This window comes from Acetobacterium wieringae, from assembly GCF_026646375.1.
Classification (GTDB): domain Bacteria; phylum Bacillota; class Clostridia; order Eubacteriales; family Eubacteriaceae; genus Acetobacterium; species Acetobacterium wieringae_A.
The window spans coordinates 35,133-58,697 of sequence record NZ_JAIPPU010000003.1 but is presented as its reverse complement, the minus strand read 5'-3'; the positions used below and the strand labels follow the sequence as shown (position 1 = coordinate 58,697).

The 23,565-nt window shown below is 41.6% G+C and carries 25 protein-coding genes; all 25 read left to right on the top strand.

Annotated features, from left to right (window positions below):
- The first annotated feature begins 31 nt into the window (after positions 1–31).
- The 25 genes from Q7P33_RS03710 to Q7P33_RS03590 all read left to right on the top strand — a co-directional run bounded on the left by Q7P33_RS03710 (position 32) and on the right by Q7P33_RS03590 (position 23,437).
- Positions 32–946 (top strand): type II secretion system F family protein, encoded by a 915-nt coding sequence (locus Q7P33_RS03710; RefSeq protein WP_303867473.1) that lies wholly within the window; start codon positions 32–34, stop codon positions 944–946.
- A 12-nt stretch (positions 947–958) separates the two neighbouring features.
- Positions 959–1,306, top strand: a complete 348-nt coding sequence (locus Q7P33_RS03705) for a DUF192 domain-containing protein (protein WP_303867471.1) — start codon at positions 959–961, stop codon at positions 1,304–1,306.
- A 22-nt stretch (positions 1,307–1,328) separates the two neighbouring features.
- Positions 1,329–2,249, top strand: coding sequence for a hypothetical protein (locus Q7P33_RS03700; RefSeq protein ID WP_303867470.1), 921 nt, complete (start codon positions 1,329–1,331; stop codon positions 2,247–2,249).
- Between the two features lie 95 nt (positions 2,250–2,344).
- Positions 2,345–3,211 carry a universal stress protein gene (locus Q7P33_RS03695; RefSeq protein ID WP_303867468.1) on the top strand — a complete coding sequence of 289 codons (867 nt, stop codon included), beginning with the start codon at positions 2,345–2,347 and terminating at the stop codon, positions 3,209–3,211.
- Between the two features lie 141 nt (positions 3,212–3,352).
- A complete protein-coding gene (locus tag Q7P33_RS03690) occupies positions 3,353–4,177 on the top strand; it encodes an ABC transporter substrate-binding protein (protein WP_303867467.1) in 825 nt (274 codons plus the stop codon).
- 199 nt (positions 4,178–4,376) lie between these two features.
- Positions 4,377–5,420 carry a DNA-processing protein DprA gene (gene dprA / locus Q7P33_RS03685; RefSeq protein ID WP_303867465.1) on the top strand — a complete coding sequence of 348 codons (1,044 nt, stop codon included), beginning with the start codon at positions 4,377–4,379 and terminating at the stop codon, positions 5,418–5,420.
- Positions 5,421–5,534: 114 nt separating this feature from the next.
- Entirely contained in the window at positions 5,535–7,604 is a 2,070-nt protein-coding gene (gene topA, locus Q7P33_RS03680) for a type I DNA topoisomerase (protein ID WP_303867464.1), read from the top strand.
- Between the two features lie 35 nt (positions 7,605–7,639).
- Positions 7,640–8,170, top strand: a complete 531-nt coding sequence (hslV, locus tag Q7P33_RS03675; RefSeq protein ID WP_303867462.1) for an ATP-dependent protease subunit HslV — start codon at positions 7,640–7,642, stop codon at positions 8,168–8,170.
- Positions 8,171–8,186: 16 nt separating this feature from the next.
- Complete coding sequence (hslU, locus tag Q7P33_RS03670) at positions 8,187–9,593, top strand: ATP-dependent protease ATPase subunit HslU (RefSeq protein ID WP_303867460.1); 1,407 nt, start codon at positions 8,187–8,189, stop codon at positions 9,591–9,593.
- Between the two features lie 144 nt (positions 9,594–9,737).
- On the top strand, positions 9,738–10,526 hold the full coding sequence (gene rpsB, locus Q7P33_RS03665) for a 30S ribosomal protein S2 (RefSeq protein ID WP_303867459.1): 789 nt from the start codon (positions 9,738–9,740) through the stop codon (positions 10,524–10,526).
- A gap of 27 nt (positions 10,527–10,553) precedes the next feature.
- Complete coding sequence (gene tsf / locus Q7P33_RS03660) at positions 10,554–11,198, top strand: translation elongation factor Ts (protein ID WP_303867457.1); 645 nt, start codon at positions 10,554–10,556, stop codon at positions 11,196–11,198.
- Between the two features lie 83 nt (positions 11,199–11,281).
- Positions 11,282–12,010 (top strand): UMP kinase, encoded by a 729-nt coding sequence (pyrH, locus tag Q7P33_RS03655; protein ID WP_303867455.1) that lies wholly within the window; start codon positions 11,282–11,284, stop codon positions 12,008–12,010.
- Positions 12,011–12,013: 3 nt separating this feature from the next.
- The gene (gene frr / locus Q7P33_RS03650; RefSeq protein WP_303867453.1) at positions 12,014–12,571 is read left to right on the top strand and encodes a ribosome recycling factor; all 558 of its coding nucleotides are present in this window, start codon (positions 12,014–12,016) and stop codon (positions 12,569–12,571) included.
- 169 nt (positions 12,572–12,740) lie between these two features.
- Positions 12,741–13,232 carry a ribosome maturation factor RimP gene (gene rimP / locus Q7P33_RS03645; RefSeq protein WP_303867452.1) on the top strand — a complete coding sequence of 164 codons (492 nt, stop codon included), beginning with the start codon at positions 12,741–12,743 and terminating at the stop codon, positions 13,230–13,232.
- A gap of 23 nt (positions 13,233–13,255) precedes the next feature.
- A complete protein-coding gene (nusA, locus tag Q7P33_RS03640; RefSeq protein WP_303867451.1) occupies positions 13,256–14,449 on the top strand; it encodes a transcription termination factor NusA in 1,194 nt (397 codons plus the stop codon).
- Between the two features lie 66 nt (positions 14,450–14,515).
- Complete coding sequence (rnpM, locus tag Q7P33_RS03635; protein WP_070372203.1) at positions 14,516–14,788, top strand: RNase P modulator RnpM; 273 nt, start codon at positions 14,516–14,518, stop codon at positions 14,786–14,788.
- 25 nt (positions 14,789–14,813) lie between these two features.
- On the top strand, positions 14,814–17,021 hold the full coding sequence (gene infB / locus Q7P33_RS03630) for a translation initiation factor IF-2 (protein ID WP_303867447.1): 2,208 nt from the start codon (positions 14,814–14,816) through the stop codon (positions 17,019–17,021).
- A 38-nt stretch (positions 17,022–17,059) separates the two neighbouring features.
- Entirely contained in the window at positions 17,060–17,446 is a 387-nt protein-coding gene (rbfA, locus tag Q7P33_RS03625) for a 30S ribosome-binding factor RbfA (RefSeq protein ID WP_303867445.1), read from the top strand.
- Positions 17,430–18,389, top strand: a complete 960-nt coding sequence (locus Q7P33_RS03620) for a bifunctional oligoribonuclease/PAP phosphatase NrnA (protein WP_303867443.1) — start codon at positions 17,430–17,432, stop codon at positions 18,387–18,389. Before rbfA ends, Q7P33_RS03620 begins: the two co-directional genes overlap by 17 nt.
- On the top strand, positions 18,364–19,296 hold the full coding sequence (gene truB, locus Q7P33_RS03615) for a tRNA pseudouridine(55) synthase TruB (RefSeq protein WP_303867442.1): 933 nt from the start codon (positions 18,364–18,366) through the stop codon (positions 19,294–19,296). The genes Q7P33_RS03620 and truB overlap by 26 nt, the downstream gene beginning before the upstream one ends.
- A gap of 8 nt (positions 19,297–19,304) precedes the next feature.
- A complete protein-coding gene (locus tag Q7P33_RS03610) occupies positions 19,305–20,213 on the top strand; it encodes a bifunctional riboflavin kinase/FAD synthetase (protein ID WP_303867440.1) in 909 nt (302 codons plus the stop codon).
- A 121-nt stretch (positions 20,214–20,334) separates the two neighbouring features.
- Complete coding sequence (gene rpsO / locus Q7P33_RS03605) at positions 20,335–20,601, top strand: 30S ribosomal protein S15 (RefSeq protein ID WP_303867438.1); 267 nt, start codon at positions 20,335–20,337, stop codon at positions 20,599–20,601.
- A gap of 137 nt (positions 20,602–20,738) precedes the next feature.
- Positions 20,739–22,817 (top strand): polyribonucleotide nucleotidyltransferase, encoded by a 2,079-nt coding sequence (locus tag Q7P33_RS03600; protein WP_303867437.1) that lies wholly within the window; start codon positions 20,739–20,741, stop codon positions 22,815–22,817.
- A gap of 1 nt (position 22,818) precedes the next feature.
- Complete coding sequence (gene dut, locus Q7P33_RS03595; RefSeq protein ID WP_303867435.1) at positions 22,819–23,271, top strand: dUTP diphosphatase; 453 nt, start codon at positions 22,819–22,821, stop codon at positions 23,269–23,271.
- Positions 23,243–23,437, top strand: a complete 195-nt coding sequence (locus Q7P33_RS03590; protein WP_303867434.1) for a hypothetical protein — start codon at positions 23,243–23,245, stop codon at positions 23,435–23,437. The genes dut and Q7P33_RS03590 overlap by 29 nt, the downstream gene beginning before the upstream one ends.
- Positions 23,438–23,565 lie beyond the last annotated feature (128 nt).

The following is a 23,565-nucleotide window of genomic DNA, read 5'->3' as shown; positions in this document are numbered from 1 at the left end:
ACTAAATACGTAAAGAAATGAGGTGACGCAGATGGTTTTTTTGGTGATCAGTGTTTCATCACTGATTTTTATCCTGATTCTAATCATGTTTTACAATCAGGCGAGCATTGCCGATACCAAAAGGAAAAGACTTGGTTCGATTAAAAAAAGAAATAAAAACGATCTTGATGATGAGTTTGAGAAACCTTTTTTTCAACGGGTCATTCTGCCCATTTATCAGTCGTTAATCAAAAAAATATCATCACTGTTTCCTAAAAAAGGGAGCGCCACAAATAAAAAAACCGAGACAAATCTCAGACTCGCCGGACTTCAGCTTGCCGTCAATGAGTATAATGCGATCCGGATTGTTGTTTTTGGTGGTTTTTTTATTGGCGGGTTTTTTATAACTTTGTTCACCCGTTGGAATATTTTAAATGAATTATTATTCGTATTTGTCTGTATGTTATTGGGGATTATCGCACCAGTTGTTTTTTTAAAACTCAAAATAAACAAACGTCAAGGGGCAATATCTAATGAACTACCGGATATTATGGACATCCTTTGTGTCACCATGGAAGCTGGACTGGGGTTTGATTCGGCTTTGATTAAAATTGGCGAACGCTTAAGTGGTGTTCTGGTGGCCGAGCTGAATATTGTTCATTCTGAAATTAATTATGGGAAGCCCCGTAAAGATGCCCTCAAAAGCTTGGCTGATCGTAATTCGGTTGAAGAATTGAAAACCTTTGTGGGTTCAATTATTCAGGCTGAACAATTGGGTATTCCCATCAATCATGTCTTAAAAGCACAATCCGAAGAATTACGGATAAAAAGAAGACAACGAGCCGAAGAAAAAGCCATGAAAGCACCGGTTAAAATGATGATTCCACTGGTATTTTTCGTTCTTCCGGTTCTGTTTATCGTTCTTTTAGGGCCTACAATTTTACAGCTTGTTAAACAGTTTGGTTAAGGGGTATAATAGATGAAAACATGTCGTATATTTAAGAATGATACACTCTTATTTAGTGAAATACAAGTCGCGGATTATTTCGTCACCCGATTGGTCGGTTTATTAAGAACCCCCGGATTAGCTGATAATCAGGGACTCTTACTCAAAAAATGCAATCAGGTTCATACCTTTGGGATGAAATTTTCGATTGATGTGATTTTTATCTCTAAAGAAGGTGAAATTGTGCATCTGCAACACGACATGGCACCAGGAAAAGTCAGTCCCCATGTCAAAAATGCATACTGGGTACTGGAGCTTAAGTCTGGCTCCTGCCAAAAATACAACTTAGAAATCACGCAGCGTCTTGTCATTAGGCAATAATTTTAGAAAGGTATGATTAATCATGGCAAAAAAATCCGAACAATTAACCTTAGATGAACTCAGAGATAAGTCAGTAAAATCAAAAACAAAATTATCTTTTGGAAAAGAAATGGGCGGATACAACAAAAAACAGGTCACCGAGTATATTGACAATCTAACCGATAGCTTAAGCAGTGCCGAAGAGTCTTTTAATAATCGACTTGAAGAATACGCTGCCATGATAACAATGTTAAAACAGGAACGTGATCAATATGGGGAAATGTATAATCACTGTAAGAGTTCAAAAAGTGAAATGTCAAATCAAATTGATGCGTTAAAAAGAGAAAATGACGAATTGAATCGCCTGGTTAATGAATTGAGTATTAACCCAGGGCCACAACCGGTTGAAGCGCTTGATGAACATCCTGGCAATGCCGTCATCGACGCACAAACTAAACTCGAAGAATACTTGAGCTATGAACAGGAAAGCCAAGAAATGAAAGCACAACTGGATCAGCTTAAATCGATGGTTCGGGAGTTAAGTACTGAACTTGAAACCTATGCCACCAAAAATCCGGCCGAAACAGCTTTGCAAAGTTGTTCAACTGACCAAAATCTGCCCAAAAAAGATGTCCTAAAATATCAATATGAGGACATTCTTAAGGAACGCAGTGCGTTACTCACAGAAAATAATGATTTAACTAAAATGAATGAACAGCTATCCGATGAAATAATGCTGCTCAAAGCACACATAGCAACACTCGAGTCAACCACCAATCAGAAGATTCAGCAAGCAATAACTGCGTATCAGTCAAAGACAGATGCGTTTATAAAGAATCATCAGATAACCCTGGGAAAACTCTCAGAAAACATGACCAATTCGTTACACCTGATTAAGACAGAGGGTGACGACTTCGTAACACTAAAAAATATGCTACTGGACGAGACGATTCAAAGTCCGTAAAAAATAGAGATGAATTTCTGATTGTGCGTTTAATCAATTCGCAAAAGGTTATAAAATAGAATAACAATTTTATTTTATAATTATGGAGGATTGATATGTTTGAAAAGATAATCGTTGTTTCCGAGGTTTCCAACGCATCGAATGAGATGGTGAAATGTATCCGAAGTCTTCGTGCTCTGGGTGCGACGGAATGTTTACTGCTTCAATGTTTTAATCCCCATGACGTTGACTCTGGCGTTTCCTCCTATTTAACATCCATATTTAATGAGAACCTGAAAAATCAGTCCAAGCTCCTAATTGAGCAGGGATTTACCGTAAAAACTCAAATTATTTCTGGCAATCTGAAAAGTGAAATCAATCAGATTGCCCAAGACGGTGATTACGCTCTAATTGTTGTCGGAGCTGAGAAGCACTCCATGGTAGGTGCCCTTTTTTTAGGTGGGGTTGCTTACGATATTATCTATGGTTCTACAAAACCCATCCTGCTCGTTAAGGACAATCATCAGGATCAAACTGTCCGAAATTCAGATGATCAAATCGATCATATCCTGTTTCCCACCGACTTTTCTGAAAATGCTGATATTGCCTTTGAATATGTTAAAGCGATGGTCAAACAGGGCGTCAATAAGGTGACGATTTTTCATATTCAAGATGAATCCAAAATAAACCCTTATCTGCTCCATCGATTGGTTGAGTTTAATGAAATAGACAATGGCCGCCTCCAAAAGCTTAAAGATGAATTACAATTACTCAATACCGTTGAAGTAGAAATAAAGATCCGTTACGGCATACCCACATCAGAGATTATTAAGTTGGTTGACGAGGAACGAATTCCCATGATTGTGATGGGCACCCAGGGGCGAGGCTTTATTAAAGAAATTTTCTTGGGCAGTGTCAGCCATAATATTGTTCGTCATGCTTCGGCCTCGGTTCTTTTAATTCCCGGCAGTCGGGCAGATTAGAAAAATTTAGTAAAAAAACGATAAACAGCTGAAATGAAACCCTGAATTTCAGCTGTTTATTTAATTTCGGGAAATATAACTTGAATTTTTATGCATGGCCAAATATAATGAAAGACGATACTTATATCGTAGGAGGAAAAAATGAAAAGAAAAAGTTATGTATTCATAACAATTGTGTTAGGAGTTGCCTTGTTTTTAACCGGCTGTGGTAGTAAATCTACCAGTAACGTAGATCCACTAGCTGATGGAGTATTAACTGCCGGAACCAATGATATGTATTTGCCATTGGAGTTCCGTGATGAAAACAATGAACTGGTCGGATTCGATATCGACTTGGGTCAGGCCCTGGCAGATGAACTCGGGGTTGAGATTAAATGGGTTCCTACAGCTTGGGATGGTATTTTCAATGGCTTAAACGCCAATCAATATGATATTGTTTTATCAGGAACCAGCATTACAGAAGAGCGTTTAAGCGGGTTTAACATGACCGATCCTTATCTTGCCAATGGGATTGTCATTGTCTCACGTAAAGATGCAACACCAGCAAAAACACCTAAGGATCTTGCTGGAAAAACAGTCGGTGTTCAAATTGAAACCACCGCTGATTATGCTGCGGAGGCTTTAAAAACCCAGGAAAACGTCGAATATACTATAAATAAATATGATGCTATGCTTGATGCCTTCGCCGCTCTGGAAGGAAAGCAAATTGATAATATTATGACTGATGTCAGTGTCGCTCAATTCTACACAACACTAAAACCTGATGTCTACACAATTTCATCCGATGTATTATCAAATGAACCCATCGGCATCACCGTAAGAAAAGCCGACACAGCCTTCAATGAACAGTTAAATACGGCACTGGATGCATTACGAGAAAACGGAAAATTAACCGAGCTATCCATGAAATGGTTTGGCCAGGATGTCACACAGAATATCAATACCGAATTAAAAGTCATTGAATAATTATAATTGTTAAAAGATCCCCGACGCTGAGATTTGATGTCAGCGTCGGGTCTTTTTGATTGCCAACACTTTTCTTTGCCATTATAATGATGATACACTACGTGATCCAAAATACGAAGGGAACAAGAAAAAGGTGAAAGATTTAATCTATTGGTTATGGTTTCTGCGTCTTGAAAAAATATCCCTCAAACAAAAAAATATGCTGATCGAACAATTTATGTCTCCTGATGTGATTTATTCATTAAAACCCGAAGCCCTTTTAAAGACGAAAATCATTGATGAAACGACTGTCAATGATTTTTGCCAGTCCCGTTCGCTGGTGCAGGCAACTAAGGATTTATCTTTTTTAGAAAAAAATAAAATTAGTCTGCTTTTGCGTCATGACCCTCAGTTTCCAAAATCGCTCTTAAATCTTTACACCCCGCCATTGGCGCTTTATGCCAAAGGCGATTTGTCGTTGCTACAAGCACCGCTATCGATTGCAATAATCGGTTCCCGCAACCCTACGATAGCCGGCGAAAAATACACCAAATTATTTTCACAGTCTCTTTCGTCAGTCGGAATTACCATTGTCAGCGGCTTAGCCGATGGCATTGATGGCAAGAGTCACTGGGGCAGCATCAATGAATTGGGAAGCACGATTGGCGTTTTAGGAACCGGCATGGACATCTGCTATCCTCGAGTCAATCAAAAGTTATTCGATTTGATGGCCCAAAAAGGTCTGCTGCTCAGTGAATTTAATCTGGGTGAAAAACCCCTGCCATATCACTTTCCGCAAAGAAATCGAATCATCAGTGGGCTTTCGCAGGGAGTTCTGGTGATTGAAGCCCGTAAAAAAAGCGGTTCACTGATCACAGTCAACCATGCCTTGGAACAGGGCAAAAATGTTTATGTAATCCCTGGGGACATTGGCAGCAGCAACTGGGCTGGCGGAAACCAATTACTAAAAGAAGGTGCAAAACTTGTTACCGATCCCAGCGATATTTTAGAAGATTATGTTTTATTCAATCAATACACGGATCACTCAGAAGCAAAGACTGATCCATATAATAAGCAGACTGAATTAAAACTGGCCAATCCAGATGAACAGCTACTCTTTGATCTGATTAAAAAGGGTTATCGCACCATTGACGATTTGGTGGCAGGCTCCGGATTACCCATCAATCAGGTGACTAGTCTGCTGACGATGATGGAAATAACAGAGATCATTCAAATTAAATACGGAAATATCCTGCTAATTTAAGGACAATGCGTTATATTCGACTGCATAAGTTTGTATTTTGTGGAAAGATTTGCTATAATGTTGCTATTTAAAGAAAAAAGCGTCGTTACTATATAAAAGAGAAGGAGGTATTCAATGAGTAAAACCTTGGTTATCGTTGAATCGCCGGCAAAAGCAAAAACGATTAAGAAGTATTTACCAAAAGGCTACGAAGTTGAAGCGACGATGGGACACGTCATTGATCTGCCCAAAAGCCGAATTGGTATTAATATAGAAGAAGATTTTAAACCGGACTATATAAAAATCCGGGGCAAAGCAGAATTACTAAAAAAACTGAAAAATGCGGCCAAAAAAGCCGATCAGGTCTATCTGGCCACTGACCCCGACCGGGAAGGGGAAGCAATATCCTGGCATATGGCAAATTTTCTGGACATCGATTTAGCGACAAAATGTCGGATTGAGTTTCATGAAATTACCAAAAAAGCGGTCAATGCGGCCATTGAAAACAAACGAACAATTGATATCGATTTAGTCAATTCACAACAGGCAAGACGAATTCTGGATCGACTGGTTGGGTATTCACTAAGTCCTTTTTTGTGGAAAAAGGTGAAGAAGGGGCTTAGTGGCGGTCGGGTTCAATCCGTTGTCACTCGAATTATTGTCGATCGGGAGGAGGAGATTGCCTCTTTTATTCCTGAAGAGTATTGGAATCTGGAACTGCTTTTAAAAAAAGCTGATGACGATAAAACGTTCATCTCCAAATTCTATTCAGAAGATGGCAAAAAGAAGACCATTACCAATGCAGAAGAGGCGTCTCGGCTGGAAAAAGTAGTGGAAGCCCATCCGATTGTTGTTGAAAATGTTAAAAAGCGGATCCGTTATCAAAAGCCACCGCTCCCCTTTACCACGAGCACCCTTCAGCAGGAAGCGTATAAGGTCCTGGGTTTTACCACCCAACGGACCATGCGTCTGGCCCAGCAACTCTACGAAGGGGTTGATATTAAAGGCAGCGGCCTGACGGGTTTGATCACCTATTTAAGAACCGACTCAACCCGGATTGCCGACGAAGCGATTGCCGAGAGCAAGGAATATATTAAACAGCATTTTGGCAATGATTATCTGGGCACCGAAAAAAAAGCCGGAAAGAAGAAAAATGTCCAGGATGCCCATGAAGCCATTCGTCCGTCATCCGTAATGCTGACTCCGGAAGAGGCCCGCAATTCGTTGGAGCCAGATCAGTATCGCTTGTATAAGCTGATCTGGGAAAGACTGCTCTGTAGTCAGATGGCGGATGCCCAGTATTTCGTTACCGATGTCGATATCGCCTGCAGCAATCTGATTTTTAAAACCAAAGGTGAAACCCAAAAGTTTGATGGCTTTACCCGGGTTAGTAAAGGTGCTGGTAAAAATGATGACAGCATCTTGCCGGAACTGGTCATCGGTGATGCGCTTGAACGGCTTAAGACAACAAAAGAGCAGAAATTCACCAAGCCTCCAGCCCGCTATACCGAGGCGTCGTTGGTTAAAATCCTTGAAGAAAAGGGCATTGGTCGACCCAGTACCTATGCCCCGACCATTGCAACCATTAAAAACCGGGATTATGTGGAAGTGGAAGATAAACATTTTAAGCCGACCGAACTTGGTGTCATGGTAACCCATCTGATGAAGGAATATTTCAGTGATGTGGTTAATATTTCCTTTACCGCCGAAATGGAAGATCGTCTTGATGCCGTTTCAGATGGCCAAACTGACTGGGTTGAATTGCTAAAAACCTTCTACCAGGGTTTTGAAAAAGAACTGACCAATGCCCAGGAAAAGGCTGAATCGGTAACCATCGCTGATCCTGAATCCGATGTGGATTGCGAATTGTGTGGACGCCGAATGGTCATTAAAAAGGGTAAATATGGCCGTTTCTTAGCTTGCCCCGGCTTTCCGGACTGTAAAAATACCAAACCTTATTTTGAAAAAACCGGGGGGATCTGTTCTGTTTGCGGCGGGGATATTGTTAAACGAACCTCAAAAACCGGGCGAACCTTTTATTCCTGCAATAATTACCCGGATTGCGACTATATGAACTGGGATTTGCCCATTCCCGAGAAATGCCCGGTCTGCGGATCAACGCTGTTTCAAAAAGGCCTGGGAAAACGTAAATCGATCTATTGCGATAAAAAAGATTGCGGTTATAAAGCACCAACTGCCGAATAAATTAAAGAAAAAGTGTTAAGAAAGCGAGAATAACTATGTTTCATGCAACAACCATCGTAGGAATCCGTCATAACGGTCAAGTCGCCATAGCTGGAGATGGTCAGGTAACCATGGGCGAAAAAACAATCATGAAAAACAAAGCCACGAAAATCAGACGAATCTATCATGATAAAATCCTGGTGGGGTTTGCCGGATCGGTTGCCGATGCCTTTACCCTGTGCGAAAAATTCGAGCATAAGGTTGAACAGTACAATGGTAATTTAAAACGCTCCGCAGTTGAATTGGCTAAGGAGTGGCGCTCGGATAAGATTCTTAGAAAACTTGAAGCCCTGCTGATCGTCATGGACGAGGCCGAAACCCTGGTATTATCAGGAAACGGCGAAGTCATTGAACCGGATGATGATGTTGCGGCGATAGGCTCGGGTGGATCTTATGCACTTGCTGCAGCCCGAGCTTTAAAAAGTCATTCAAATCTTAGTGCCGAAGAAATGGTCTTTGAATCGTTAAAAATTGCTTCAGAAATATGCGTGTTTACCAACAATAATATTTCTGTTGAAGTATTATAGAAACGGAAGAATGCTAATGAAAGAATTAACACCTAAAAAAATCGTTACTGAACTAAACCGTTATATCATTGGTCAGGAAGCAGCCAAAAAAGCTGTGGCTGTGGCGATTCGAAACCGCTATCGCCGCTCATTGTTACCCACTGATCTGATTGATGAGTTCACGCCCAAAAACATCATCTTGATTGGACCCACCGGAGTAGGGAAGACCGAAATTGCCCGAAGAATGGCAAAACTCGTGAAAGCGCCATTTATCAAGGTTGAAGCCACTAAATTTACCGAAGTTGGTTATGTTGGTCGCGATGTTGAGTCGATGGTTCGGGATCTGGTCAATACAGCCATCCGAAACGTCCAACAGGAAAAAATGAAAGAAGTTTATGCCGAAGCCGAAATAAATGCCAATAAAATTATTCTGGATATTCTGGTTCCCTCAAAAAAAGTCAAAGAAACCCTAAAAACCCCCTTTGACATCTTCATGAAACCATCCCCGCCGACAACCCCAACACTATCGGAGCTGGAAGGGGATGCTGAAAAAGAACAGACCAAAAAAGAAAAACGGGAAGCACTATCAAAGGATTTGGCTGCCGGTCGCCTGGAAGATCAGATGATTGAGATTGAAGTGGATGATGATGGTTCAAAAACCATTGGTATTATGCAGGGAATGAACAGCGATAGTATGTCATTTAATATGAATGATATTCTCGGCGACTTTTTGCCTCAAAAGAAAAAAAAGAAAAATGTCAAAATCTCTGAGGCTCGAAAAATCCTGATCAATCAGGAAGCCCAAAAGCTGATTGACATGGATCAGGTCAATGAGCAGGGCATCAAGGATGCTGAACAGAACGGCATTATCTTTATCGACGAGATTGATAAAATTATTGGTAACGGCAACAACCACGGACCTGATGTGTCACGTGAAGGCGTTCAACGGGATATCTTGCCGATTGTTGAAGGCAGTACGGTTAATACCAAATATGGTCCGATCAAAACCGATTTTATTCTGTTTATTGGAGCCGGAGCTTTTCATGTGTCAAAAATCTCTGACATGATTCCGGAACTCCAGGGCCGTTTCCCGATCAGTGTCCAGTTGGACAGTTTGACTGAAGATGACTTTATTCAGATCCTGACACATACTGAAAACTCGGTCATTAAACAATACCAACAGTTGATCCGAACCGAGGATGTCAATCTGATTTTTGAGGATGATGCAGTCCGATATCTTGCTAAAATCGCCTATCTTCAAAACGAAGAAGACGAAAACATTGGGGCTCGACGGTTGCACACCGTGATGGAAAAATTACTCGAAGAAATATCCTTTTATGCTTCAGATTACGAACAGGACGATTTTATTATTGATATACATTATGTGGAACGCGTCTTCAATATCTCTGAAAAGCGGGATAATTATCAAAAATATTTACTTTAAAAAATATATCTTGTGTTTGTCAAAACATTATGTTAATATATATCGGTATGTATTACACACATTCTCTCAGAGACATCAGGTGCCGGTTACTGGTCGATGTTCTTGATTGATGAGGATGGAGGAAAAACCAAGGAGGAACGAATTATGGCATGTGTTTCAATGAAACAATTATTAGAAGCAGGGGTGCATTTCGGGCACCAGACACGACGATGGAATCCAAAAATGGCTCCATATATTTTCACAGAAAGAAATGGTATCTACATCATTGATTTGCAACAAACTGTGAAACGAATTGAAAAAGCTTATGCTTTTGTCAAAGAATTGGCTGAAAACGGTGAAGAAATTCTTTTTGTCGGAACCAAAAAACAAGCGCAGACAAGCATCGAACGCGAAGCAAAACGAAGCGGCAGCTATTGCGTGAATCACCGTTGGTTAGGTGGAACTCTAACTAACTTCGGAACCATCAGCAAACGAATCGAGCGATTAAATGAACTAGAGCAAATGGAAGAAGATGGAACCTTTGATCTTCTACCTAAAAAAGAAGTTATTCAGCTGAAACGTCAACGTGAAAAATTACAAAAATTCCTGGGTGGCATCAAAGATATGAAGGGTGTTCCTGGAGCAATTTTTGTTATTGATACAAAGAAAGAAAGAATTGCGATTGCTGAAGCTAAAAAACTGGGTATTCCAATTATCGGTATCGTAGATACAAACTGCGATCCTGATGAAATTGACTATATCATTCCTGGTAATGATGATGCGATTCGTGCGGTTGCTTTAATCCTTTCTGTTATTTCTGATGCGATTATTGAGGGACGTCAGGGCGAACAAGTCGAAGAAGAAATTGAAGCAGCACCGGTAGCTGTCGTCGAAGAAGCTGTCAGCGACGTTGAAGAAGTCGAAGAAGTTGCTGAAGTTACTGAAGCAGAATAATTTATAATTACGATCAGGAGGAGAAAAGTGGACGCAAAATTAGTAAAAGAATTACGCGCTAAAAGTGGTGCCGGAATGATGGACTGCAAAAAAGCGCTTGTTGAAACAGACGGAAATATCGAAGACGCAATGGTTTATCTGCGGGAAAAAGGACTGGCTGCGACGAACAAAAAAGCTGGTCGCGTTGCCGCTGAAGGAATCGTTGAAGCATATATCCATATGGGTGGAAAAATTGGCGTACTCGTCGAAATTAACTGCGAAACTGATTTCGTTGCTAAAAACGAAGGATTCAAAAATTTTGTTAAAGACGTGGCAATGCACATTGCCGCAGCCAATCCTTTATATGTAACCAAAGAAGAAGTGCCAGTGGAAGAAATTGAAAAAGAAAAAGAAATTCTTCGAGCTCAGGCGCTCAATGAAGGCAAACCAGAAAAAATCGTTGATAAAATGGTTGAAGGCCGCGTCAGCAAATATTACAAAGAAATTTGTCTGTTGGAACAACCTTTTGTTAAGAATCCAGATCTGACAATTGAAGATCTGGTTAAAGAGCAAATTATGACAATCGGCGAAAATGTCAAAATCCGTCGCTTTGCTCGGTTCCAGATGGGTGAAGGTTTAGAGAAAAAAGAAGAAAACTTTGCCGAAGAAGTAGCGAAGCAATTAAACGCATAAACGCTGAAAAAGAACACATTCGTGTTCTTTTTTTACCGTTGATTCGATTGTAAATTATTTCACATTACGATATAATAAAGAAAATGAAAGGGGGAGTTTTATTGGAACCGAAATACAAACGTGTCATCATAAAATTAAGTGGAGAAGCATTAGCCGGTACAACCAGCCATGGTATTGATACGCCGACGGTACAATCGATCTGCAGCCAGATCAAAGAGGTCTTTGAATTGGGAGTAGAAATAGCCATTGTTGTCGGTGGTGGTAATTTTTGGCGGGGACGAAGCGGTGAAGGGATGGACAAATCTACCGCCGACTACATGGGAATGCTTGCCACCTGCATCAATGCCCTCGGTTTACAGGATGTTCTGGAAGAAATGGACGTGCCCGTCCGGGTTCAAACTGCAATTGAAATGAAACAAATTGCCGAGCCCTATATCCGAAGAAAAGCCGTTCGACATCTCGAAAAAAGAAGAGTTGTTATCTTTGCCTGCGGCACCGGAAATCCCTTTTTCACAACCGATACAACGGCTGCCCTACGGGCAGCGGAAATTGATGCTGAAATTATCCTCTTGGCAAAAAGCATTGATGCGGTGTACGATTCAGATCCCCTGGTTAACCCGGATGCAGTCCGCTATTCTGAATTATCTTACATTGATGTGCTGAATCAGGGCCTGAAGGTGATGGATTCGACAGCAACCTCATTATGTATGGATAACCACATCCCTATTCTTGTGTTTGGTTTAAATGAACCTAAAAATATTTTACGTGCAATTATGGGCGAAAAAATCGGAACAATTATTCAGGAGGTATAGAAGATGGTTAATGAGATCAAAGCCACAGCAAATGAAAAAATGGATAAAGCCCTTAAAAATCTTAATGAAAGTTTGGGAAGTCTCCGGGCTGGCCGCGCCAATCCAAGAATTCTCGACAAGGTCATGGTAGATTATTATGGATCGCCGACAAGTTTGAATCAGTTGGCAAACATCAGTACGCCTGAGCCACGCATGATCGTTGTAAGCCCTTATGATGCTACCGCTATTCCGGCCATTGAAAAAGGCATCCTCAAGTCTGATCTGGGCTTTAATCCCTCCAATGATGGTAAAATCATTCGCTTACTGATTCCCCAGTTAACCGAGGAGCGTCGTAAAGAGCTGGTTAAGCTGGTTAAAAAGTACGGTGAAGAATGCAAGGTCGCCATGCGAAACATTCGTCGTCACGCCATTCAGGAACTGAAGGACGGACAAAAAGAAGGTCTGATCACTGAGGATGATTTAAAACAAGGTGAAAAAGAAATTCAAAAGGTAACGGACGAAGAGATTAAAAACATTGATACCATTCTAAAAGATAAAGAAACGGAAATTTTAGAGGTATAATTGTTTTTCGGGATATGATTTATTTAATTGTTCATTCAATTATATAGTATTTCATTAAGAGTGGGGAGACCCACTCTTAACTATTTTTCAAGTCGGTATCAAAATGATGGCTGCTGTAGAAAATCCGACCCCATATTTTTAGATAAATAAAAAATTAGAAGGAATAAGTATGAAAAAAGTATCAAAAGAGTTCTTATTAGAAGAATTAGCTGCCCCAGTGGTCGAATCACTGGGCTATGAACTAACTGATCTGACCTTTGAAAAAAAAGGAAAGGACTGGTATCTGACCTTGTTTATCGATTCGGATAATGGCATTTCATTAGATGATTGCGAAAAAGTCAGCCGACCAATCAGTGAAATGCTTGATGAACAGGATCCCATCGAACAAAGTTATTTTCTGGAAGTATCTTCACCTGGAATGGATCGTCCATTGAAAAAAGAAAAACATTATCTGTCAAATCTTGATAAAAAAATAGCGGTTCATCTTTTCGCACCAATGGATGGGAAAAAAGATATCGAGGGGGTATTAAAATCATATAATACAGATGAATTAACCCTCGAATTGGAAACAGGTGAACTACTGACACTGGAAAACAGTAAAATTGCAAAAGCAAATCGGTTGGATGAGTTGAATTTTAAACCTCTTCCATCAGCTGAATAATACGGAAGGCGGAGAAAACCATTATGAATCAGGAGTTTATACGCGCTCTGGATGTAATTCAAGAAGAAAAATCAATTGATAAAGAAGAATTAATTCAAGCAATTGAAGCTGCTATTACCACCGCATATAAAAAGAATTATGGCAATGCACACAATGTTGAGATCAGCATTGACCGTGAAAATGGCGATATTCAAGTCTTTGCTTTAAAAGAAATTGTCGAAGTTCCGGAAAATGATCACAGTCAGATTTCGTTGGAAAAAGCCCGGGAAGTTGACAGCAATTACGAAGTCGGCGATTTTTTCAGAAAAGAAGTCCGACCCCGGGATTTTGGCCGAATTGCTGCACAAAATGCCAAGCAATTAATCATCCAACGGATTAAAGAAGCAGAACGAAACATCATCTACGACGATTACCTCAAACGACAAGATGAAGTTCTAACCGGGATTATTAAACGAATTGAAAAAGGTATTGTTTATGTGGAAATTGGTAAATTAGAGGCAGTAATGTTGCCATCTGAGCAAACGGCTGGCGAAACATATACACTGAACCAACGCTTAAAAGTGTACTTGCTGATGGTCAAAAAAACAACCAAAGGACCCCAAGTCAATGTATCCCGAACACACCCTGGGCTGGTCAAGCGCTTGTTCGAATCCGAAGTCCCGGAAATCTTTGACGGAATCGTCGATATTGTCTCCATTTCCCGGGAAGCCGGTTCGCGCACCAAGGTGGCCGTCAAAGCCAATGACCCCAGTATTGATCCGGTTGGTGCCTGTGTCGGTCAAAAAGGGGTTCGAGTTCAAAATATTATCAATGAGTTGCAGGGTGAAAAAATAGATGTCATTAAATGGAGTGACTCGGTTGAAGAATACCTGTCCAATGCTCTGAGCCCAGCGAAAGTTGTTGAAATCATCGCTAATAAAGATGAAAAATCAGCAGTGGCGATAGTTGATGACTATCAATTATCTCTGGCTATTGGCAAGGAAGGTCAAAATGTCCGTCTGGCCGCAAAACTGACAGGCTGGAAGATTGACATCAAAAGTAAAATCGACTATGTCAACCAACTTAGCGAATCAAAAACCCAAAATAGCGGTTTAACCGAGGATATTTTGCTGGAACTAAAAGAAGAGCTTGAATCTGCTGAGACTTTGGAGTTGATGAATTCGTCATTAACAGAAGAAGACTCTGTCTTTGACGATATTTCAGATCTTGAAAATTAAAGGTTTAATCACTATTATAGCTTTTTATGCTATAATACTTAGATAAAACAATGTCAGGGAGGTAAAATGAAAAAAATTCCACAGAGAACCTGTGTTATATGCCATTCCAAATTTGATAAACGTGACTTATTTCGGATTGTCTCAGATAAATCTGGCGAAATTTTTTTTGATCCCACTGGAAAAGCAAATGGACGTGGTGCTTATGTCTGCCAGTCCGATGCCTGTGTTGATCAATTCCTGAATAAAAATTATTTGGAACGGGCATTTAAAAGAAAAGTAGAAAGTGATGTTGTCGAAATTGTTCGACAGCAACTGTCAGAGAAAAAACAAATGAAATAAATAAAATATTGAAGGGAGGAATACTATGTCAAAATTAAGAGTATACGATTTAGCTAAAAAATATGATATTCCAAGCAAAGATTTCGTAAGCATTTTAAATAAGTACAATATTCCTGTAAAAAACCATATGAGCGCCCTGACTGATCAACAAATTGCTGAATTTGAAGAAAAATTCGATAAAAATAAGTATCAAGCAGAGCTGGAAGCTGAGCCGAAAAAGGCCCCAGTGAAGGAACCGGCCAAATCCAGTTCAAATCAAGTTGCCCCAAAGGTGACTCCTGAAACAAAGAAACCAACCAGACCACCCCAAAAAAAACAACCCAAAACTGGGGGGAATGGACCGAAAAAAACGGACGATAAAAAACGACCAGTATCCAATAACCAAGGTCAACAACCCAAGATGCGAGATCATAGCAAAAAAGAAAAAACTGCAAGAAGTGTTTACAAGCGCATTAAGGATGAGAAGAAGAAGTCAGTACAGTTAAACCAGACCTTTGAAATACCGGAGGTCTTAACGGTTGGTGAATTGGCTGATGTCCTTGAAATAAGCGCTACCGAGGTTATAAAAACGCTGATGCTGGCCGGAACCATGGTCAGTATCAATCAGGAAATCGATTTTGAAACAGCTGCGATTGTAGCAGCAGAGCTGGGTTTTGAAGTGGAAGCCATCAAAATTGAAGACGTCGTTTCAAAAATTTTGGAAGAATACGACGAAGAAGAAAGCGAAAACGAAATCCCCCGACCGCCGGTTGTCACCGTTATGGGACACGTCGATCATGGTAAAACATCGCTGCTTGACCGAATCCGTAAAGCGAATGTTATTGCTGGGGAAGCAGGCGGAATCACCCAGCACATTGGGGCCTATACCGTTAATATCAATAACCATGCCATCACTGTTATTGATACCCCGGGTCATGAAGCATTTACTGCCATGCGTTCCCGTGGTGCGCAGATCACCGACATCGCTGTTTTGGTGGTTGCAGCGGATGATGGGGTCATGCCTCAAACCGTCGAAGCGATTAATCATGCCAAAGCTGCTGGCGTTCCGATTCTGGTGGCGATCAATAAAATTGATAAGCCCGGCGCTGACCCGGAACGGGTTAAGCAGGAGCTGACCAAATATAATCTGGTTGTTGAAGAATGGGGGGGAGAAACCATTGCAGTTAATGTCTCAGCAAAAACCGGAGAAGGGATTGAATCCCTGCTGGAAATGATCATCATGATGTCGGAAATGGAAGAACTCACCGCTGATCCTGGCCGGGAAGCTCGAGGGAGTGTGATTGAATCTCAGATCAAACGTGGTAAAGGAGCCGTTGCTACCTTATTGGTTCAGCAGGGTACCTTGCATATTGGGGACTCGATTATTTCGGGAACCACCTATGGTAAAATCCGAACGATGATTGATGATAAAGGCAAACGTCTTAAAAAGGCCGGCCCATCAACACCGGTGGAAATTTCTGGACTATCCGATATTCCGGTTGCCGGAGACGATTTTATTGTTCTGGAAAATGAAAAAGAAGCCCGTCAATTAGCAGAAAAACGAAAAGAGATGCAAAAAGGCGAACGTCAGCGTCGTTCCAACATTTCGCTGGACGATCTGTTTAGTCAGATTCAGGACGGCAATATTCAGGATGTCAATATTATTATTAAAGCGGATGTACAGGGTTCCATCGAAGCGATCAAACAATCCCTGGAAAAACTGGATAACGAAGCCGTTCGCATCAATATTATTCACGGAGCGGTTGGCGCCATTAATGAAACGGATGTAATGTTGGCCGCAACTTCCAACGCCATTGTTATTGGGTTTAACGTTCGACCGGATAAAAACGCCGTCAAGCTGGCTGAAACCGAAGAAGTGGACATGCGGCTCTACCGGGTTATTTATGATGCCGTTGAAGACATCAAAAAAGCCATGGAAGGGATGCTGGCCCCAGAATTCCAGGAAAAGGTCATGGGTAATGCCGAAGTCCGGGAAGTCTTTAAGATCCCAAGTGTTGGCACTATTGCCGGTTGTTACATTACCGAAGGAAAAATCAACCGGAATGATGACGTCCGAATTATCCGAGATGGGATCGTCATACTGGAAGGAAAAATTGCCTCGTTACGGCGATTTAAAGATGATGTCAAGGAAGTTAACACCGGGTACGAGTGTGGTATTGGCATTGAAAAATATAACGATTTAAAGGTTGGCGATAACATTGAAGCATTTACCATGGAAAAAATTGAAAGATAAGCTCAAGCCTATCTTTCCCAGCAAGGAGGTAACACAAAATGGCATCGCATCGTAATGAAAAAATTAATGGCTTGATTCAGCGAGAATTGAGTTTAATCATCATTCATAAAATGAAGGATTCCCGGATCAAAGACAGCAATGTCAGTATCACCAAGGTTAAAGCCGCTCCCGACTTAAAAACTGCCACTATCTATGTCAGCATTCTCGGTGATGATCGTCAGAAGAAGGTTGTCCTCGAATTATTAAATAATGCCAAGAGCTTTTTAAGATCGAGCCTGGGACAGGTCATCACTGTTCATTCGGTACCGTCGCTCAGCTTTGAAATCGACAATTCCATTGAGTATGGCATGCATATCGAGTCAATTTTACAAAGTTTGAAAGACGATAAAAAAGAAATGAAGGATGAGAATGAACACGATTCCTGATGAGATTTTTAATTGTCTTTGCAACAATCAACGGTTTTTGATTCTGCTTCATCAAAAACCGGATGGTGATGCAATTGGTTCGGCAGTGGCTTTGGGAAAAGGTTTGAAGCAGCTGAATAAAACCGTTGATTATTATATCGACCTACCCCTTGAAGACAAGCTGGGATTTTTTGAAGAAATTCAATATTTTAACCAAACCTTACAGGACGACTATGATGTAATTATCTATCTTGACTGCTCCAGTAGCAGTTTTGCCTTTTCTCCGGCGGAAATGCCGACAGCAAAAACCAGACTGGTGATTGATCATCATAAAAGCAATGCCCACTATGGTGATCTGAACTTTGTTGAAATTACCGGTGCAACTGCCGAGATCGTCTTTCGGGTACTCCGAGGACTGAATGTGGTGTTTGATGAGGAAATGGCTGATGCCATTTTTACCGGAATTACCACTGATACCGGCAGTTTTCAATTTTCCAATGTGACTGTCGACACCCACTTAATTGCCAGTGAATTATATGCCATCAAAACCAATTATGCCCATCTCTCCAAACGACTTCATACCCAAAAGAACATCAATCAGATGAAAATGACCGGGGCAGCGATCCATTCCCTGGAAATTCTGGATGGCATGCCAATTGCGTTGATGATTCTGGATCACGAAACCATTGTTAAATTTGGTGGTACCATCAACATTACCGATGATGTGGCCAATTTGGGTCAAAATACCATCGGTGTGGCCATTACGGCCCTGTTAAAAGAAATCGATCCCGGTGAATACCGGGTGTCATTACGGGCCAAATATCCCTATGATATTCACGAAATTGCTTTAAAATACGGTGGTGGAGGTCATGAACGGGCCGCCGGTTTTAATTTTTGTGGCGATGTCGGGGAACTTAAGCAGGACTTGATGGAGGTTTATGCAAATCAAAATGGAGAAGCTTAACAGCCTTGATGGCTATCTCAATGTTAATAAAGAACCTGGGATGACATCCCATGATGTGGTATTTAAAGCCCGGAAGATTTTAAAAACAAAAAAAATCGGTCATACCGGAACCCTCGATCCAAATGCTCAGGGCGTGTTGGTGCTTTGTGTCGGTAAAGCTACTAAAATGGTCGAATACATCACGGATCATGACAAGGTCTATGAGGCTGAGGTGATTCTGGGGTTGGCAACCGATAGCTGTGATTTATCAGGAACCATCATTGATAAAAGTGAAAAGCAGATTGATGGGATCTCTTTTGAAACGATGCTACCCCAATTTACCGGTGACATCTACCAACAGCCGCCCATTTACTCGGCGATTCGGGTTAATGGTAAAAAACTTTATCATTACGCCAGAAACGGTGAAACGGTTGAAATTCCGAAACGGGCCGTTCATATCGCCGAAATTCGTTTATTGAATTTTGATGAAGAAGCCCAAAAAGCCCGGATTATGGTCAACTGTTCAAAAGGCACCTACATTCGGTCGTTGTGCCGAGATATCGGGGCAGCCTTGGGAACCCTGGGGTGTATGGGGCAACTGATCCGCCATCAGGTTGGCAGCTTTACGCTAACTGATGCCTTAACCCTAACAGAGATTGAACAATGCCTCAGTGAGGAGGCTTCTAAATCACTGTTATATCCGCTGGAGTACTCACTGGATCGGTATCGAAAGGTTTCTGCCACCGATCAGGGCCGCCGCTTTTTACTCAATGGTAATAAACTGTTTCAGTGGAACATTCAGGAATCACTGGATGATTTTTATCCCGGCGAAACCCTGCGGCTGTATGATGGAAATCAGCTAATAGGGATGGGCAGATATGTAACGAATGACGAAGGCAACTATATTAAACCGACGAAACTACTGTGAGGTAAAACATGACAGCAAAAACGTATCACGGCGAAGAAATGGTATTAGCCCTGGGTTTTTTTGATGGTGTTCATCTGGGACACCGGGCCTTACTGCAAAAAACGAAAGAACTCGGTCAGCGATTCGGGTATAAGACCGGGGTCATGACCTTTAAGGAACACCCCCTGGAACTGATTTTCCCCAATTATACCCCCTGGCTGATCACCTCCAATGCCCAAAAAGAAGCCATGATTCAGGAAGATGGCATTGATTTCGTTTTCTTGAATCCCTTCACGGAAAAACTGATGAAGCTAACCCCAGAGAAATTTATCACCGACTATCTGCTGAAAAAATACAATGTCAAAGTCATTGTTGTCGGTTTTAATTATAATTTTGGTTATAAGGGAGCCGGAACCACAGCCACTTTAGTCGAACTGGGTAAAAAATACGGCTTTGCCGTAGAAATACTACCACCGTTTATCATCAATACCCATCCCATCAGCTCCACCTTTATCCGTGAGCTGATCAGCTGCGGTCAGGTGGATGAAGTCAAAACGTTTCTGGGCCGAAATTATGCCCTTAGTGGTATCGTTGTTCAGGGCAAAGGATTGGGACACCAGTATGGCATTCCCACTGCCAACATCAAACTCGATAAAAAATTAATTTTGCCAAATACCGGCGTTTATTATACGCATGTCCATTATCAGGGACAATGTTTGCATGGCTTGACCAATTTGGGATTTAACCCGACTTTTGAGAAACACCCGTTTAGCATTGAAACCTATATTTATGATTTTGATGCGGATATTTATAATCACGAAATTACCATCGAATTCATTAAAAAAATTCGGGACGAAATCAAATTTGATACCATTGATGATCTAATCGGTCAGATCCGAATGGATATTGACCAGATCCGTAAGGATTTTATCAAATAATCCATTTACAACCCTAAATGTTTATGATATACTCATTAAGTTACTACCATTCACTTAGTTTTTTGAAACTCCAACAAAATACTCGGTTTATGGCTGAATTAAAAAAACAAGGAGATTTTACATGATCACAAAAGAATTAAAAGCACAGATTGTCGCCGACTACCAAAAAGCTGAGGGTGACACCGGTTCAGCAGAAGTTCAAATCGCATTATTAACAGCCCGTATCAATGACCTTAATGGACACCTTCAAATCCATAAAAAAGACCATCATTCACGACGCGGTCTGCTGAAACTAGTAGGTCAACGACGACGATTATTAACTTATTTAAAAGACAAAGATATCACACGATATCGTGAACTAATCCAAAGATTAGGCTTAAGAAAATAATTTGGGGCGGAGTATTCCGCCCTTTTTTTTTACCTGAAGGTTAGCACTTAATTTCCTTAACAAGGCTTGTGATCCTGATTGCTGACAAACGATAAATCTGCCATTTTTGGCGTATTATAATAGAAAGCGAGAAAAGAATGAATATTTTTGAAACTCAAATTGCTGGCCGCCCTTTCCGCGTGGAAATTGGCGAAGTGGCACAATTGGCAAAAGGTGCAGCGATGATCAGATATGGCAAAACAGAAGTTCTGGCGGTTGCTTCAGCTTCTAAAAAGCCCCGGGAAGGCATGGATTTCTTCCCACTCAGCTGTGACTACGAAGAAAAACAATACTCCGTGGGAAAATTCCCCGGTGGTTTTATTAAACGTGAAGGTCGTCCCACTGAACGGGCAATTTTAAATTCCCGCCTGATGGATCGACCCATCCGACCGCTATTCCCCAAAGGCTTCCGCAACGATGTCCAGGTGGTTGCCACAATTATGTCAGTAGATCAGGATAATGCACCTGAAATTGCTGCAATGATTGGCTCTTCAATTGCGCTGTCAATTTCAGACATTCCCTTCAATGGCCCCACCGGTGCGGTTGCTGTTGGTTATATTGACGGAAAGTATATTATCAATCCCAATGAGGCTGAGCGTGAAATCAGCGAGCTGAGCCTGGTTGTTTCCGGAACGAAAGACGCGATTATGATGGTGGAAGCCGGTGCCAATGAGGTTTCCGAAACGCTGATGCTCGAAGCGATTTTGCTGGCACACGAAGAAATTAAAAAAATTGTCGCCTTCCAGGAAGAAATCGTCGCCGCTGTGGGCAAAGAAAAACAGGAGTATACCTTGTTTACTCCGGCTGAAGAAATCAAAGCCGAAGTAGTGGCTTTCTTGGGTGATCAATTGTCAACGGCTGTTAAAACAGCCGATAAACTAGAACGACTGGATAATATTGAAGCCACTAAAAATCTGGTCAGAGAACATTTTGCCGAAGCTTATCCCAACCAGAGTAATGATATCGACGAAATCCTCAATTCACTGGTTAAAAAAGAAATCCGCCGGATGATTCTCGAGGATCGGATTCGTCCGGACAATCGAAAAATGGATGAGATCCGTCCAATCACTGCTAAAATAGACTATCTTGAGCGACCCCATGGTTCCGGATTATTTACCCGGGGCGAAACACAGGTACTGTCGGTCGTCACACTTGGTGTTTTAGGTGATGTCCAAAAGCTTGATGGTTTATCCAATGAAGATTCCAAACGCTATATTCACCACTATAATTTCCCGGCCTATAGTGTCGGTGAAGCCCGACCCTCCCGGGGGCCAGGCCGACGTGAAATCGGACATGGTGCTCTGGCTGAACGGGCACTGATTCCGGTGCTGCCATCCGAAGATGAATTCCCTTATGCAATCCGGGTGGTATCGGAAGTGTTAAGTTCCAACGGTTCTACCTCCCAGGCCAGTGTTTGTGGGAGCTCGCTTTCATTAATGGCGGCTGGAGTACCCTTAAAAGCACCAGTTGCCGGGATTGCCATGGGTCTGATCAAAGAAGACGATAAACTGGCGATACTTTCGGATATTCAAGGAATGGAAGACTTCCTCGGAGATATGGACTTTAAGGTAGCGGGAACTGCTGAGGGGATTACTGCAATTCAGATGGACATTAAAATCGATGGTATCAACAAACAGATTTTAACTGAAGCACTGGAACAGGCCCGGATCGGTCGCCTGCATATCCTGGGCATTATGAATGACGAAATTGCTGAGTCCCGCAAAGACTTATCACCCTATGCGCCACGAATTATTATCTTCCAGATTAAACCCGACAAGATCCGTGACGTTATCGGTTCTGGCGGTAAAGTCATTAATAAGATCATCGATGATACCGGCGTTAAAATTGATATTGAAGATGATGGCCGGATCTTCATTGCCTCTGTGGATACCGAATCCGGTAATCGGGCCAAAGAAATTATCGAAAACATCGTCCGTGAAGTGGAAGTGGGTGAGGTCTTAACTGGTAAGGTCGTTCGGATTATGAATTTTGGTGCCTTTGTATCCCTACCTGGTGGTAAAGACGGTTTGATTCACATTTCCAAACTGGCCCATGAACGGGTCAATGCGGTTGAAGATGTGGTCAAAATCGGCGATGAGGTCACCGTTAAGGTCATGGAAATTGATGGACAGGGACGCATTAATCTGTCACGGAAGGCCGTTTTGCCAAAGGAATAACATGATTAATACATATTCAATTAAAATACTCAGTCAATCACCATTTCCACTGCCGGAATATCAGACCCCAGGCGCAGCCGGGGTCGATTTACGGGCTAATCTGGATGAAAAAATGATCATCATGCCCCATAAGGTCTATCAGATTCCCACCGGTATTTTTCTGGAAATGCCCATTGGGGTGGAAGCTCAGATTCGAGCCCGTAGCGGTTTGGCACTTAAACATGGTTTATCGCTGGTTAACGGTGTCGGCACGATTGATGCTGATTATCGGGGAGAAATTAAGATAATTCTGATAAACTTACTCGATAAGCCCTACCAGCTGGAACCCGGCGAACGAATTGCCCAGATGGTCTTCTCGGAATATGTCAAAGCCGATTTTGTGGAAGTTTCAAGCGTCGACGAATTAGCCGCCAGTAAGCGGGGCGATGGTGGCTTTGGTCATTCAGGAAAATAAAGGTATTGTTAAAAAGTACGCTGAGGTCATGAACCCTTCATTGATTGCTGCACCGCTTTCCAATCATACTTCCATAACACAATTTCAAGGTGCAGGTATTCCTGCACCTTTTATTATTTCTTATTTGGTAATTGAGAAACTGCCGCAAGCATTGCGCCCAGTTTAGCACGATACAATAGCTACACCAGGCGAATGGCATTTTTTATGCAGTTGCCTACGCATTACAAATTCATAGTGCAAACTGTATACAAAGCAACCATTGTTCGATATTTTTTCATTCCACAATTACCGATT

What these genes read in the sequence shown, in the direction of transcription:
- Q7P33_RS03710 (WP_303867473.1), top strand. Translation starts at nt 32, where the DNA reads ATGGTTTTTTTGGTGATCAGTGTTTCATCACTGATTTTTATCCTGATT.
- Q7P33_RS03705 (WP_303867471.1), top strand. Translation starts at nt 959, where the DNA reads ATGAAAACATGTCGTATATTTAAGAATGATACACTCTTATTTAGTGAA.
- Q7P33_RS03700 (WP_303867470.1), top strand. Translation starts at nt 1,329, where the DNA reads ATGGCAAAAAAATCCGAACAATTAACCTTAGATGAACTCAGAGATAAG.
- Q7P33_RS03695 (WP_303867468.1), top strand. Translation starts at nt 2,345, where the DNA reads ATGTTTGAAAAGATAATCGTTGTTTCCGAGGTTTCCAACGCATCGAAT.
- Q7P33_RS03690 (WP_303867467.1), top strand. Translation starts at nt 3,353, where the DNA reads ATGAAAAGAAAAAGTTATGTATTCATAACAATTGTGTTAGGAGTTGCC.
- dprA (WP_303867465.1), top strand. Translation starts at nt 4,377, where the DNA reads ATGCTGATCGAACAATTTATGTCTCCTGATGTGATTTATTCATTAAAA.
- topA (WP_303867464.1), top strand. Translation starts at nt 5,535, where the DNA reads ATGAGTAAAACCTTGGTTATCGTTGAATCGCCGGCAAAAGCAAAAACG.
- hslV (WP_303867462.1), top strand. Translation starts at nt 7,640, where the DNA reads ATGTTTCATGCAACAACCATCGTAGGAATCCGTCATAACGGTCAAGTC.
- hslU (WP_303867460.1), top strand. Translation starts at nt 8,187, where the DNA reads ATGAAAGAATTAACACCTAAAAAAATCGTTACTGAACTAAACCGTTAT.
- rpsB (WP_303867459.1), top strand. Translation starts at nt 9,738, where the DNA reads ATGGCATGTGTTTCAATGAAACAATTATTAGAAGCAGGGGTGCATTTC.
- pyrH (WP_303867455.1), top strand. Translation starts at nt 11,282, where the DNA reads ATGAAAGGGGGAGTTTTATTGGAACCGAAATACAAACGTGTCATCATA.
- frr (WP_303867453.1), top strand. Translation starts at nt 12,014, where the DNA reads ATGGTTAATGAGATCAAAGCCACAGCAAATGAAAAAATGGATAAAGCC.
- rimP (WP_303867452.1), top strand. Translation starts at nt 12,741, where the DNA reads ATGAAAAAAGTATCAAAAGAGTTCTTATTAGAAGAATTAGCTGCCCCA.
- nusA (WP_303867451.1), top strand. Translation starts at nt 13,256, where the DNA reads ATGAATCAGGAGTTTATACGCGCTCTGGATGTAATTCAAGAAGAAAAA.
- rnpM (WP_070372203.1), top strand. Translation starts at nt 14,516, where the DNA reads ATGAAAAAAATTCCACAGAGAACCTGTGTTATATGCCATTCCAAATTT.
- infB (WP_303867447.1), top strand. Translation starts at nt 14,814, where the DNA reads ATGTCAAAATTAAGAGTATACGATTTAGCTAAAAAATATGATATTCCA.
- rbfA (WP_303867445.1), top strand. Translation starts at nt 17,060, where the DNA reads ATGGCATCGCATCGTAATGAAAAAATTAATGGCTTGATTCAGCGAGAA.
- Q7P33_RS03620 (WP_303867443.1), top strand. Translation starts at nt 17,430, where the DNA reads ATGAACACGATTCCTGATGAGATTTTTAATTGTCTTTGCAACAATCAA.
- truB (WP_303867442.1), top strand. Translation starts at nt 18,364, where the DNA reads ATGCAAATCAAAATGGAGAAGCTTAACAGCCTTGATGGCTATCTCAAT.
- Q7P33_RS03610 (WP_303867440.1), top strand. Translation starts at nt 19,305, where the DNA reads ATGACAGCAAAAACGTATCACGGCGAAGAAATGGTATTAGCCCTGGGT.
- rpsO (WP_303867438.1), top strand. Translation starts at nt 20,335, where the DNA reads ATGATCACAAAAGAATTAAAAGCACAGATTGTCGCCGACTACCAAAAA.
- Q7P33_RS03600 (WP_303867437.1), top strand. Translation starts at nt 20,739, where the DNA reads ATGAATATTTTTGAAACTCAAATTGCTGGCCGCCCTTTCCGCGTGGAA.
- dut (WP_303867435.1), top strand. Translation starts at nt 22,819, where the DNA reads ATGATTAATACATATTCAATTAAAATACTCAGTCAATCACCATTTCCA.
- Q7P33_RS03590 (WP_303867434.1), top strand. Translation starts at nt 23,243, where the DNA reads ATGGTGGCTTTGGTCATTCAGGAAAATAAAGGTATTGTTAAAAAGTAC.